The organism is Sinorhizobium sp. BJ1, from assembly GCF_002531555.1.
Taxonomy (GTDB): Bacteria; Pseudomonadota; Alphaproteobacteria; order Rhizobiales; family Rhizobiaceae; genus Sinorhizobium; species Sinorhizobium fredii_B.
On the sequence record NZ_NWTH01000003.1, the window covers coordinates 1 to 12506 of the forward strand.

General features: G+C 62.1%; 11 protein-coding genes and 1 pseudogene. 6 read left to right on the forward strand and 6 right to left on the reverse strand.

What is annotated here, in order from left to right:
• Window positions 1–84: 84 nt before the first annotated feature.
• Both CO676_RS03300 and CO676_RS03305 read right to left on the reverse strand, forming a co-directional pair.
• Window positions 85–516, reverse strand: a pseudogene (locus CO676_RS03300) (response regulator); the annotation flags it as partial.
• A gap of 17 nt (window positions 517–533) precedes the next feature.
• On the reverse strand, window positions 534–905 hold the full coding sequence (locus tag CO676_RS03305) for a response regulator (RefSeq protein WP_003537642.1): 372 nt from the start codon (window positions 903–905) through the stop codon (window positions 534–536).
• A gap of 156 nt (window positions 906–1061) precedes the next feature.
• On the opposite strand from CO676_RS03305, the gene CO676_RS03310 reads away from it, so the two are divergent.
• Both CO676_RS03310 and CO676_RS03315 read left to right on the forward strand, forming a co-directional pair.
• Window positions 1062–1334 (forward strand): DUF3572 domain-containing protein, encoded by a 273-nt coding sequence (locus CO676_RS03310; RefSeq protein ID WP_014764048.1) that lies wholly within the window; start codon window positions 1062–1064, stop codon window positions 1332–1334.
• Between the two features lie 2 nt (window positions 1335–1336).
• Window positions 1337–1981: a hypothetical protein gene (locus CO676_RS03315; protein WP_014764047.1), complete on the forward strand. Its 645-nt coding sequence runs from the start codon at window positions 1337–1339 to the stop codon at window positions 1979–1981.
• A gap of 44 nt (window positions 1982–2025) precedes the next feature.
• On the opposite strand, the gene CO676_RS03320 is transcribed toward CO676_RS03315, so the two are convergent.
• Window positions 2026–2616, reverse strand: a complete 591-nt coding sequence (locus tag CO676_RS03320; RefSeq protein ID WP_097519663.1) for a GNAT family N-acetyltransferase — start codon at window positions 2614–2616, stop codon at window positions 2026–2028.
• 72 nt (window positions 2617–2688) lie between these two features.
• Between CO676_RS03320 and CO676_RS03325 the strand changes: the two genes are divergently transcribed.
• Window positions 2689–3978 carry a DNA polymerase IV gene (locus CO676_RS03325; RefSeq protein WP_014764045.1) on the forward strand — a complete coding sequence of 430 codons (1290 nt, stop codon included), beginning with the start codon at window positions 2689–2691 and terminating at the stop codon, window positions 3976–3978.
• Between the two features lie 178 nt (window positions 3979–4156).
• On the forward strand, window positions 4157–5386 hold the full coding sequence (locus tag CO676_RS03330; RefSeq protein WP_097519664.1) for a L,D-transpeptidase family protein: 1230 nt from the start codon (window positions 4157–4159) through the stop codon (window positions 5384–5386).
• 19 nt (window positions 5387–5405) lie between these two features.
• Here CO676_RS03330 and dnaE read toward each other — a convergent pair whose 3' ends face one another.
• Window positions 5406–8903 (reverse strand): DNA polymerase III subunit alpha, encoded by a 3498-nt coding sequence (gene dnaE / locus CO676_RS03335; RefSeq protein ID WP_097519665.1) that lies wholly within the window; start codon window positions 8901–8903, stop codon window positions 5406–5408.
• 446 nt (window positions 8904–9349) lie between these two features.
• Between dnaE and CO676_RS03340 the strand changes: the two genes are divergently transcribed.
• Together CO676_RS03340 and CO676_RS03345 are read left to right on the forward strand one after the other, a co-directional pair.
• Window positions 9350–9922 (forward strand): hypothetical protein, encoded by a 573-nt coding sequence (locus tag CO676_RS03340; protein ID WP_097519666.1) that lies wholly within the window; start codon window positions 9350–9352, stop codon window positions 9920–9922.
• Window positions 9923–9994: 72 nt separating this feature from the next.
• Window positions 9995–10462 carry a DUF5680 domain-containing protein gene (locus CO676_RS03345; RefSeq protein WP_097519667.1) on the forward strand — a complete coding sequence of 156 codons (468 nt, stop codon included), beginning with the start codon at window positions 9995–9997 and terminating at the stop codon, window positions 10460–10462.
• A gap of 13 nt (window positions 10463–10475) precedes the next feature.
• Here CO676_RS03345 and CO676_RS03350 read toward each other — a convergent pair whose 3' ends face one another.
• Both CO676_RS03350 and CO676_RS03355 read right to left on the reverse strand, forming a co-directional pair.
• Window positions 10476–11162 (reverse strand): ABC transporter ATP-binding protein, encoded by a 687-nt coding sequence (locus CO676_RS03350; protein ID WP_014764039.1) that lies wholly within the window; start codon window positions 11160–11162, stop codon window positions 10476–10478.
• A gap of 16 nt (window positions 11163–11178) precedes the next feature.
• Window positions 11179–12489: a lipoprotein-releasing ABC transporter permease subunit gene (locus CO676_RS03355; RefSeq protein ID WP_014764038.1), complete on the reverse strand. Its 1311-nt coding sequence runs from the start codon at window positions 12487–12489 to the stop codon at window positions 11179–11181.
• Window positions 12490–12506: the final 17 nt, after the last annotated feature.

Sequence of the window (12506 nt, forward strand, 5' to 3'; positions counted from 1 at the left end):
CACCGAACTCACAAGAAGGGAATCCTCAGCCCGACTCCGTCTTCAACGGACGTGCTCTAGCTCGTCGGGGCGGTCAACGCGGGCAAGCTCCTGCAAACCGATGGTGTGCGCCGTCTGCGCCCTGAGGCGCAACTCGTCGCTGACATTTTTGAGCCGCACCAGGCTTTTCACCCGCGACATCAGTTGGAGATCATTGACCGGCTTGGTGAGGAAATCGTCTGCGCCAGCCTTCAAGCCGCGCACCCGATCGGAGGGCTGGTCGAGCGCCGTCACCATGACCACCGGAATATGGGCGGTGCGGCTGTTTGCCTTGAGCCTCTCGCAGACCTCGAATCCGTTCATGTCGGGCATCATGATGTCGAGCAAGACAAGATCGACCGGCGTGTTCTCGCAGATCGCCAGTGCGGAGCGCCCGTCGCCGGCCGTCAAGACATCGAAATACTCGGCGACCAGCCGCGCCTCAAGAAGCTTCACATTGGCTGGTATGTCATCGACGACGAGGATGCGCGCAGTCATATCGTCTTTCCCGGCACTCAGGCATCGCCCAGATATGTCTTGATTGTTTCAATGAATTTGGGAACGGAAATCGGTTTGGAAACATAGGCTTCGCATCCGCCTTGGCGAATGCGCTCCTCGTCGCCCTTCATGGCGAAAGCGGTTACGGCAATGACCGGAATGACGTGGAGTTCGTCGTCTTCCTTGAGCCACTTCGTCACCTCGAGGCCGGACACTTCCGGCAACTGGATGTCCATGAGGATAAGGTCGGGCCGGTGCTTGCGCGCTAGTTCGAGCGCTTCCATGCCGTTGCGCGTCTGGATCGTCGCATAACCAGAAGCCTCAATCAGGTCGCGGAAGAGCTTCATGTTCAGCTCGTTATCCTCAACAATCATCACCTGTTTGGGCATGTCGATCCCTTGCTGTCTGTCGCCGCCTTGCAAGTCCCCTGGAGAGATATAAGCTTCATGAACGGTGACTCGACCCATTTCCTCGGTCGCAAGACTAACGATATTTGGTTGAAAAAGAGGTAACTCCGGACGTCATATGAGAAGAGATTCAACAGCATGAAGAGCGCTGACGAAACGGCGATCGCGATCCTCGGCTGGCTCGCGGGCGAGCCGGAACTCCTGTCCCGTTTCCTGGCGCTGACCGGTACCGACCCCGATTCGCTGCGCAAGGCCATCGGGGAGCCGGGCTTCATGGGCGGGCTCGTCGCGTTTCTGATGGACCACGAGCCGACTTTGATCGCCTTCTGTACCGCGACGCAGACCGCTCCAGAGGAGGTCGTCAGGGCACACCAGGCATTTTCCGGTCCGGCGAACTTTGAGGACATCTGAGCGTGTCTATCCTTGGCGACATCCGTCTTGGTCGGCGACCGTTGATCGTCGCCGACGTCGACGAAGTCGTGCTCGAATTCCTGACGCCCTTCACTGCGTTCCTTGAGGCGCGCGAGCACACGCTGCTGCCGCGGTCCTTCCGTCTCACCGGGAATATCGTCGATCGACGCAACGGTGAAGCGGTCAGCGATGTTGCGACGCAAGCGCTGCTCGACGCCTTCTACAAAGAGCAGGATCAGTGGCAGACGCCAGCCAGCGAGGTCATCGAGACGCTGGCGGGATTTGCCGACGACGCGGATATCGTCTTCCTGACGGCGATGCCGCCGCGTCATGCTGCGGTGCGCCGGGCGCTGCTCGATACGCTTGGCCTCCCCTATCCGTTGCTCGCTTCCGAGGAGCCCAAGGGGCCGCTCGTCAAACACCTGCATGGCGGGCGAGAGTTTCCGCTGGTCTTTATCGACGATATTCTCCGCAATCTCCGTTCCGTGCGCGCGGAAGCGCCCGCTTGCCTCCTGATCAACCTGATGGCCAACGCGGATTTTCGCGGCCTCGCCCCGCCGCCTGACGCCGGCATGCAGCTTGCGACGAATTGGCCTGAAGCGGCCAAGTTGATCCGCAACCACTGGGGCGCCGCAAAGAGCGGTTGAACGTCGCTCAACTCCGCTGTCGGCCGCAATGCGCGTGAGCATCCTCATTGCCTCAAGTCCAGTCGCATCAGCGGCCTGCCGTCCTTGCGGCGGGCGGCCATCTCGAAGCCGGCGGCATCGAAGATCGCCGTCGAGCCGATATAGAGCGCGACGGATTTCGGCTGCTTGGTGTGGTCGATCGGGCAGGCATCGAGGTAGTGCGCGCCTCCTGTCCGCGCGTGACCGATGGCGGCGGCGAGCATGCGGTGACTCAATCCTTTGCCGCGCAACGGCGATGAAAGGAAGAAGCAACTGACCGCCCAGACGCTCGCGTCCTCGGCCTCTCTCTCTTCCAGCGGTCGCGAACACGTGCGCGGCGAATTGAACTGCGGCACATCGTAACGAGGCCCTACCTGAACCCAGGCGACTGGCTTTCCCTCGCAATAGCCGAGGATGCCCGGCGGCGGACCGGCTTCGATGCGCGCCCGGATGAACTCCTTCCGATCCTCGGCCGACATGTTGCCGCGGATCCTATAGGGCAGGCGCAGCGCAACGCACCAGCAACCGCAATACGCTCCCTTCGGCCCAAAGAGCTTTTCGAAATCCGGCCAGAGCTCTCCTGTCACCGGCGCAAAATGCAGGGCGATATCCACCATGGTCTCCGATCGTCGCCTTGAGACTCACTAGCGTAGAGCGTAAAGTCGCCGCGTTCAACATTTGTTCCGGCCATGCCCAGCTCTGCTCCGTTTTCCGGCTTCTGCCGAGACTGCCTCAAGGAACTGGCCGCTCCGGCGCGACGGTGCATGGCCTGCGGCAGCCCGCGGCTTCTCAGCCATTCCGAGCTCTATCGGCTGACCTTGGCGCATGTCGATTGCGACGCCTTCTATGCCTCAATCGAGAAGCGCGACAATCCAGAGCTTGCCGACAAGCCGGTGATTATCGGCGGCGGCAAGCGCGGCGTCGTCTCGACCGCCTGCTACATCGCCCGCATTCACGGCGTCCGTTCGGCAATGCCGATGTTCAAGGCGCTCGAAGCCTGTCCTGAGGCCGTGGTGATCAAGCCGAACATGGAAAAATATTCACGCGTCGGGCGCGAGGTCAGGGCGATGATGTTCGAGCTGACGCCGCTCGTGCAGCCGCTGTCGATCGACGAGGCGTTCCTGGACTTGAACGGTACCGAGCGGCTGCACCAGGATCCCCCCGCACGAACGCTGGCGCGCTTTGCCAAGCGTGTCGAGCAGGAAGTCGGCATCACCGTCTCCGTCGGACTTTCCTACTGCAAGTTCCTCGCCAAGGTCGCCTCCGACCTGCAGAAGCCGCGCGGCTTCTCCGTCATCGGTCAGTCCGAAGCGGTCGACTTCCTGAAGGAGCGCCCAGTGACGTTGATCTGGGGCGTGGGCAAGGCCTTCGCCGCGACCCTCGAGCGGGACGGCATCCGCACCATCGGTCAGTTGCAGACGATGGACGAAGCGGATCTCATGCGCCGCTACGGCTCGATGGGGCAAAGGCTATACCGCCTGTCGCGCGGACAGGACGAGCGCATCGTCGAGACCGACGACGAAGCAAAGAGCGTGTCCTCGGAGACGACCTTCAACGTGGACCTGTCGCGCCCGGACGAACTCGTTTCGCATCTCAGGCGCTTGAGCGAGCAGGTCGCGCTGCGGCTGCGTAAGTCGGACCTTGCCGGGCAGACGGTCGTCCTAAAGCTCAAGACCGCGGACTTCAAGATCCGCACACGCAATCGACGGCTTGAAAGTCCGACCCGCCTCGCCGACCGCATCTTTCGCATTGGCCTTCAGCTGCTCGAGAAGGAAGTCGATGGTACGAAATACCGTCTGATCGGCATCGGCGTCAGCGACCTCACCTCCCCGGATCTCGCCGATCCGCCGGATCTCGTCGATCCACTGGCGACGCGGCGGGCTGCCGCCGAGGAGGCGATCAACAAGCTGCGCGACAAATTCGGCAAGATCAGCGTCGAAACGGGATACACCTTCGAACATCGCCGGCGCGATCAGTAGACCTTCTCGCTCGATGACCGGCGGCGCGACTCCACTAATCCAATTCGTTAAATATTGCCCGTTACCCTAGATCGATAGCTTCGGCGTGCCCGTTCAGCAGCAACATGGACGCGCACGTCGACGCCCGGATGGAAGCGCCGCGACATGTTTGCGCTTCAGGTCGGAATGAGGGTTTGTATTGCGTTTCACTCTCAGGATCGGACTGGCCGTTCTCATCGTGTCGGCGCCATCGGCCTTTGCGGCCGGCGCCAAGGCGCCCTTGCAGATCGTCGTATCGAGACAGCAGCAATCGCTCGTCGTCTATGACGGCGATACCGTCGTCGCCACGTCCAATGTCTCCACCGGCAGGCGCGGCCACACGACCCCGACGGGCATTTTTTCGATTCTCGAGAAGCGACGTCATCACAGATCGAATATCTATTCGAATGCGCCGATGCCGTTCATGCAGCGGCTCACCTGGTCCGGCATCGCGCTGCATGGATCGAACCATGTACCGGACTATCCGGCCTCGCACGGCTGCGTGCGCCTTCCGATCAAGTTCGCCGTCGGCCTGTTCAAGATGACCGAACGCGGCATGCATGTGGTGATCTCGGATCGTCAGGTTACGCCCGTCGAAGTCGTGAGCAGCACGCTGTTTCAGCCGAACCAGTCGCGACCGCCAGAGCCGCCGATGTCGGACGTGCCCCTCCGCCCCGCTATCACCCATTTCGACGGAAGTTCTGTCGAAGTCGCCATGACGGACAGACGCCCTTCGCCGGCGTTCCTTGACGAGGATCGGGCGCCGATCCGAATCCTGATCACCCGGCGTGGCACCCAGGAGACCATGCGCGATCTCCAGATGCTGCTGACAACGCTCGGCTACGATGCCGGCGATCCGGACGGCCACAGCGGCCCAACGACACTTGCTGCGATCCGCTCCTTCCAAACGGCCGAGGGGCTGCCGGTGGACGGCAAAGCGACCCCGGAACTGGTCGAGGCCGTCTATCGCAAGGCTGGCCGAGACCGGCCGTCGAACGGCATTCTGCGCGTTCGCCGCGAGTTTCAACCTCTTTTCGAGGCAGAGATCAGGATCGACAAAGCCGAACTGGCGCTCGGCACGCATTTCCTGCAGTTCCAGGATATCGACGCGGCAACCGGGCAAGGCAAATGGTTCGGCATGTCCCTGGACAACGCTCTGTCAAAAGCCGCGAAAAATCGGCTCGGCATAGCGGTCGACGCAGATCCCATGGAGTTCAACGCCTTGCAGCGGACTTTGAACCGCATCACCTTGCCTGAAGACGTCCGCCGGCGCATCGCGGGCCTCCTTGCCGATGGGTCGTCGCTTTCGATCTCGGATACCGACACGGGGCTGGAGACCGGCGAAGGGACCGACTTCATCACCGTCACGCGTTCCGTAAGCGGCGGCTGATGATCAGTGGTCGAAGCTCCTATACGAGCTCGACGTCCACTACACCGGGCGCCGAGCGAAGAGCTGCGGCAATCTCCGGCGAGATCCGATATTTTTCGCTGAGCTCCACCTCGATCTCCCGCTGACCATTGTCCTTGATGACGATGAACGAGACGAGGCCATCCCCCTTGGCATTGAGGTGCGAGGTGATGGAGCGCAAGGGGCCGGAATCGCGCACATAGACGCGCAGCGCCTTCTGCATCTGCAGCGATTCCTCTTCGAGCGAGCGCAGGGTCCGGATGCGAAGTCCGATGCCTTCCGGCCGCTCCTCCGCATCCACGGTCATCACCAGCGATTTGCCGGGCTCCAGGAGGTCGCGGTACTGGTTCAGCATCTCCGAGAAGAGCACCGCTTCGAACTGGCCCGACGCATCCGAAAAGGCGACAATGCCCATCTTGTTGCCGGTGCGCGTCTTGCGCTCCTGCTTCGAGGTCACGGTGCCGGCGAGCCGGCCTGCGGTCGCACCTTGCTTCACAGCCGCGGAAAAATCCGCGAATGTCTGCACGCGCATCTTCGCCAAGAGCTTGTTGTAGGTGTCGAGCGGATGGGCGGACAGGTAGAAGCCGAGCACCTGGAACTCCCGGTGCAGCTTCTCCGAGGCAAGCCAGGGCGTAAAGACCGGCAGCGCAACCTTCTCCGGCCCCGTCGCCGCTCCGGCGCCGAACATGTCGCTCTGGCCGCTCAGCTTGTTTTCCTGGGCGCGCTGCGCAAATCCGAGGATCCGGTCGAGTCCGCCGATCAGTTCGGCCCGGTCGTAGCCGAAGCAATCGAAGGCGCCTGCGGCGATGAGGCTTTCGAAGACGCGCCTGTTCAAGAGCTTCGGATCAATGCGCAGGCAGAAATCCTCGAGGCTTGCAAAGGGACGATCGCCGCGAGTAGCGACGATGTGGTCGACGGCGGATTCGCCCACGCCCTTGATGGCGGCAAGCGAGTAGTAGATGCGGTTCTCGCCGGTCTCGAAGTTACGGAACGAGGTCTGCACCGAGGGAGCGAACACCTGAATGCCGAGACGCATCGCGTCCTGGCGGAAGTCGTTGATCTTGTCGGTGTTCGACATGTCGAGGGTCATCGACGCCGCCAGGAACTCGACCGGATAGTGCGCCTTCATATAGGCCGTCTGGTAGGAGACGATGGCGTAGGCGGCCGCGTGCGACTTGTTGAAGCCGTAATTGGCGAACTTGGCGAGCAGATCGAAGATCAGGTCTGCCTGCGGCTTTGACACGCCATTGCCGATCGCGCCTTCTACGAAGCGGGCCCGCTGCTTGTCCATTTCCTCCTTGATCTTCTTGCCCATGGCGCGGCGCAAGAGATCGGCCTCGCCGAGCGAATAGCCCGAAAGCACCTGGGCGATCTGCATCACCTGCTCCTGATAGACGATAACCCCTTGCGTTTCCTTGAGCAGATAGTCGATCTTCGGATGGATCGATTCGATCTCTTCCTCGCCGTGTTTGCGGGCGTTGTAGACCGGAATGTTCTCCATCGGACCCGGCCGGTAGAGGGCGACCAGGGCGATGATGTCCTCGATGCAGTCGGGCCGCATGCCGATCAGCGCCTTGCGCATGCCGGCACTTTCCACCTGGAACACCCCGACCGTCTCACCGCGGGAGAGCATCTCGTACGTCTTGGGATCATCGAGCGGAATGCTCGCAAGATCGACCGCGATGCCGCGTTTGGCGACGAAGTCGACCGCGGTCTTCAGCACCGTCAGCGTCTTCAGGCCGAGGAAGTCGAACTTGACGAGGCCGGCCTGCTCCACCCACTTCATATTGAACTGCGTGACCGGCATGTCGGAGCGCGGATCGCGGTACATCGGCACCAGCTGCGACAGCGGCCGGTCGCCGATGACGATGCCCGCGGCATGCGTCGACGCGTGGCGATAGAGACCCTCGATCTTCTGAGCGATGTCGAGAAGCCGGCCGACGACGGGCTCCTTTTCCGCCTCCTCCTGCAAGCGCGGCTCCTCCTCGATCGCCTTTGAAAGCGGTGTCGGATTTGCCGGATTATTCGGCACCAGCTTGCAGATCTTGTCGACCTGACCATAGGGCATTTCCAGCACGCGTCCGACGTCGCGCAGCGCCGCGCGCGCCTGCAGCGATCCGAAGGTGATGATCTGTGCCACCTGCTCGCGCCCGTACTTCTGCTGCACGTAGCGGATCACCTCTTCGCGGCGGTCCTGGCAGAAGTCGATGTCGAAGTCCGGCATCGAGACGCGCTCCGGATTGAGGAAGCGTTCGAACAGCAGCGAGAAACGCATTGGATCGACATCGGTGATCGTCAGCGCATAGGCGACCAGCGAGCCGGCGCCAGAGCCGCGGCCCGGGCCGACGGGGATGTCATGCTGCTTCGCCCATTTGATGAAGTCCGCAACGATCAGGAAGTAGCCCGGGAACTTCATCCGCTCGATGACGCCGAGTTCGAAGGCCAGGCGCTCGCGATAGTCTTCTTCCTTGTAGCCCGGCGCCATGCCGAGCTTGGCCAGGCGCAGCTCCAGCCCCTCCTCCGCCTGGCGGCGAAGCTCCGCCGACTCGGCGCGCTCGGCCTCCTCGGGATCATCCGAGGCACCTGTGAAGCGCGGCAGGATCGGCCCGCGGGTCTTCAGCATGAAGGAGCAGCGGCGGGCGATCTCGACGGTGTTTTCCAGCGCCTCCGGCAGATCGGCGAAAAGCGCCGCCATTTCCTTGCGGCTCTTGAGATAATGATCGGACGTGAGCCGGAAGCGGCGATCGTCGGATACCACGGCGTTGTGGGCGACGGCCATCAGCGCGTCGTGCGCATCATAATCGGCCGGCGAAGGGAAGAAGGCCTCGTTCGTCGCAACGAGCGGAATGTCGTAGCGATAGGCAAGTTCGACCAGGCGGCTCTCTTGGCGGCGGTCGTAACTGCCGTGGCGCTGCAATTCGACATAGAGACGATTGCCGAACAGCTCGATCAGCGTTTTGAGGCGCGCCTCGGCAAGGGCCGGCGAGCCGGCCTTCAGCGCCAGGTCGACGGGGCCGCCGCCGGCGCCGGTCAAGGCGATCAGACCATCGGTGCCGCCCGCCGCAAGCCAGGACCGCGCTATGCGCACCGCCTGATGTCCCTCCCCTTCGAGATAGGCACGGCTGACGAGGTCGACGAGCCGCTTGTAGCCTTCGTCGGACGCGGCAATCAGGACGATCGAAGGCAGCTTGGCGAGTTGCTGCGCATGGCTGCGCCGTTCCCCCTCCGCCTCGTCCTCCATATCGATGGACAGTTGGCAGCCGATGATCGGCTGCAATCCGTCGTCCGCGGCCTTCTGGGAAAACTCGAGTGCCGCGAACAGATTGTTGGTATCGGCAATGCCGATGGCCGGTTGATCGTCGGCCACTGCCTTGCCGATGATCTTCTTGAGCGGCAGCGCCCCTTCCAGCAGCGAATAGGCCGAATGCACGCGCAGGTGCACGAACTGCGGGTCTGCCGGACCCACCGTGGTCTGTCCTATGCTTCCATCACCTGCCATCGCCGCACTCCGATTCCTGTCCGGAGCGAGGATATCCCGTTTCCCGCACTGACTGTCCAGCCTTACGAACCAGACCGCGCATTTTTGTGCGGATTGCGCCTTTCGCGCCGGTCCGCCCGGCCGCCACCGGCTACATGCCGAGTGCGATCACCGAAATGCTCGCGATGAAAAGGGTCATAGAGGCGAAGGCAGCGAGATCACGGACGAAATCAGTCATAACACGGCTCCTTTCGGCTATTGTTCTTTTTTTGTTCTATTTTTGTTCGATAGTCAAGCAAGCGCGCATGAAACGCCCGTTATTCACCGGCTATGGTTAATACAACCGGCGCGTTCAGTTTTGCCGACACCCGTCAGCCCCGGCACCACAGGAAACGAGCGAATCACGTAAGGTTGTGGCATCGCACCATCTGTGCGGTGCGCCCGCCTCTCCTTTTCAAGGAATTTCCATGCGAACGGTTCTGCTTGCAACGTGTCTGTTGTTACCGTCGTCTCTCACCGTCGCGGCAGATGCCATCGATCCCGCCCGAATCGTTTCAGCCGCGACGGGGGACTGGGACAAGGATGATGCAAGCGATCTGGTGCTGCTTGTCGCCCCTGTAGAAGCCGGCGGCGAGAGCAACGCCGTCTATCTTTATCTCACCAATGACGTCGGCAGGCTGGTGCTGAGGTCGCTGATCCCCGACAAGGTCTGGGGACAGTTCGATGTCTACGGCCAGGCACCATCGGTCAACGCCCTGCCGAACGGCTCGATACAGGTCACCTCGCACAACGATGCGATCGGCCGCAACCGCTGGGAGCAGACGCTGACGATCGCCTATCGCAGCTCCGATTTCGTCGTCGCCGGCTATACCTATTCGTCCTACGACACGCTCGACCTGGACAACACGATGCGATGCGACTTCAACGTCCTCAGCGGCAAGGGAACGGCCAATGGGAAGCCGATCAGGGCCAAGGGCGCCACCATTCTGCTCAAGGACTGGAGCGATGAGATCGGCCAAAGGGCCTGTGACGCGAAGTAGTTCGTTCCCTATTTGTTCTTTACACGCTTAGTCTCTTGAGGCATCCTCCGCGGGAGACCGAGGGGACCGCCCATGATCAACATCGAGGAACTCACAGGCTTCATCGTCGAAGCGAAGGCAAAGACTTATGTCGGCGACGGCGCAAGACTGGCGTCCAGCCGGACAGGCTCCCATGATATCGGCCATCAGCGCGGCACGTGGCGCTATCTCGACAGCTATTTCGGCGGAACCGACTTTGCCGGCCAGGAAGCGGTCTGGCATGACGACAAGCCGTGCTGGGCCATGAATTACTTCGGCCGCATCATTCGCCCGGAACTTATCGATGCGCGGCGGGCAGGCGCCGTCATCAAGGCGGCACTGCAGACAATGTATCGCGAAAAGCGCCACTTCCTCGGCGGCATGGAATATCAACATGCCTATGGCTGTTATATCGACAGCAGCCGCGGCGCGACCGACCACTTTTCCGGACGCGAGACCATTTTCGTCGATGGCGAAGAGGCCTATGAGCTCGATTATCGCGGCGGGCTGATCGTGCCGTGAGGCTCGTTCCGGCTTATCTCAGCTCGACGACCTTGCCGTCCTCGATCGTCACGCAGCGATCCATAAGAGCCGCAAGCTCGTGGTTGTGGGTGGCAATCAGCGCCGCCAACCCGGACTGACGCGCAAGGGCCTCCATCGCCTCGAAGACATAGCCGGCCGTCTCCGGATCAAGGTTGCCGGTCGGCTCGTCGGCCAGCAGAATGAGCGGCGCGTTGGCCACCGCCCGGGCGATCGCCACCCGCTGCTGCTCGCCGCCGGAAAGCTCGGTCGGGCGGTGCGCGGCGCGGTGCCCGATGCGCATATAATCCAGCAGAGCCCCTGCCCTCTCGGCCGCTTCCCCCTTGGACAAGCCGGCGATCAATTGCGGCATCATGATGTTCTCGAGCGCGGAGAATTCCGGCAGCAAATGATGAAACTGATAGACGAAGCCGATCTCGTTGCGGCGGATCGCCGTGCGCCGGTCGTCGCTGAGGCCGTTGCATGGAATGCCGTTGACGACGACGTCGCCCGCGTCCGGATGCTCGAGCAGCCCGGCAATGTGAAGCAGGGTCGACTTCCCGGTACCCGAGGGCGCAACAAGCGCGATGGTCTCTCCGCTCCGCAGGGTCAGATCCGCGCCCTTGAGGATCGGCAGGAAGGTGTCCCCCTCGCCATAGTGTCGTTCGACGCCGGAGAGCTGCAGTGCCACGCGCGCATTCATCTACGTTCTTGTCCTATTATTCGTACCGCAGGGCCTGCACCGGATCGAGACGTGAGGCACGCCAGGCCGGAAAGATCGTCGCCAGGAAGGAAAGCGCCAACGCCATGATGACCACGGAGACGGTCTCGTCGGCATTCATGTCGGCTGGAAGCTGACTCAGGAAGTAAAGCTCGGGATCGAAGAGCGTCGTCCCGGATACCCAGGAGAAGAACTGCCGGATCGACTCGATGTTGAGGCAGACGACGACGCCGAGGATGACGCCGGCGATCGTGCCGGCGACGCCGATCGCCGCTCCCGTCATGAAGAAGATACGCATCACCGACCCGGAGGTCGCGCCCATCGTGCGCAGGATGGCGATATCGCTGCCCTTGTCCTTCACCAGCATGATCAGGCCGGAGACGATATTGAGCGCCGCGACCAGCACGATCAGCGTCAGGATCATGAACATCACGTTGCGCTCCACCTCGAGCGCCGAGAAGAAGGTTCTGTTGCGGTCGCGCCAATCCGTAAGGTAGACCTGCCGGCCGGCGGCGTCCTCGATCGGTTTGCGCAAGGCGTCGACGGCGTCGGGCTGCTCGACGAAGAGCTCGATCGACTGGACGAGGCCCTCGGCATTGAAATAGAGCTGCGCCTCCTCGAGCGGCATGAAGACGATCGTCGCGTCATATTCCGACATGCCCATCTCGAAGATCGCCGAAACCGTATAGGCCTTGACGCGGGGATTCATGCCGAGCGGCGTAACGTCGCCGTTCGGCGAGGTGAGCGTGATCGTGCCGCCGACGCGAATCCCCAATTGTTCGGCCATGCGCGAACCGATGGCAACGCCTGCACCTGAGGCAAAGCCGACGAGATCACCGGATTGAATGTGCTCCGAAATCGATTTGAGCTTCATGAGGTCTTCCGCCCGCATGCCGCGAACGAGAGCACCTGTCGAAGCGTCGCCGACGCCCTGGGCGAGCACCTGCCCTTCGACCAGCGGGATCGCCATCGTAACCCCCGGCACGGCGGAGAACTTGGTGGCGAGTTCGGCATAGTTGGTGAGCGGTCCATCGAGCGGCTGGACGATCACATGGCCGTTCATGCCGAGGATGCGCGATATGAGCTCGGTGCGGAAACCGTTCATCACCGCCATAACGATGATCAGCGTCGCCACGCCGAGCATGATGCCGATGAAGGAGAAGCCGGCGATGACGGAAATGAAGGCTTCCTTCCGACGCGAGCGCAGGTAGCGCCAGGCAACCATGCGCTCGAAGGCGGAAAAGGGGCGACTCGACGATTTGCCGGCCGGGGCGGCAACCTGCACTTGCTCTTCCGTCGCCGCGGTCATCGTCGTTCCTTCGCCTG

Excerpts from the sequence above, each read along its gene's own strand:
- CO676_RS03350 (WP_014764039.1), bottom strand. The coding sequence starts at position 11,162 with ATGAATGCGCGCGTGGCACTGCAGCTCTCCGGCGTCGAACGACACTAT.
- CO676_RS03345 (WP_097519667.1), top strand. The coding sequence starts at position 9,995 with ATGATCAACATCGAGGAACTCACAGGCTTCATCGTCGAAGCGAAGGCA.
- CO676_RS03305 (WP_003537642.1), bottom strand. The coding sequence starts at position 905 with ATGCCCAAACAGGTGATGATTGTTGAGGATAACGAGCTGAACATGAAG.
- CO676_RS03325 (WP_014764045.1), top strand. The coding sequence starts at position 2,689 with ATGCCCAGCTCTGCTCCGTTTTCCGGCTTCTGCCGAGACTGCCTCAAG.
- dnaE (WP_097519665.1), bottom strand. The coding sequence starts at position 8,903 with ATGGCAGGTGATGGAAGCATAGGACAGACCACGGTGGGTCCGGCAGAC.
- CO676_RS03340 (WP_097519666.1), top strand. The coding sequence starts at position 9,350 with ATGCGAACGGTTCTGCTTGCAACGTGTCTGTTGTTACCGTCGTCTCTC.
- CO676_RS03310 (WP_014764048.1), top strand. The coding sequence starts at position 1,062 with ATGAAGAGCGCTGACGAAACGGCGATCGCGATCCTCGGCTGGCTCGCG.
- CO676_RS03355 (WP_014764038.1), bottom strand. The coding sequence starts at position 12,489 with ATGACCGCGGCGACGGAAGAGCAAGTGCAGGTTGCCGCCCCGGCCGGC.
- CO676_RS03320 (WP_097519663.1), bottom strand. The coding sequence starts at position 2,616 with ATGGTGGATATCGCCCTGCATTTTGCGCCGGTGACAGGAGAGCTCTGG.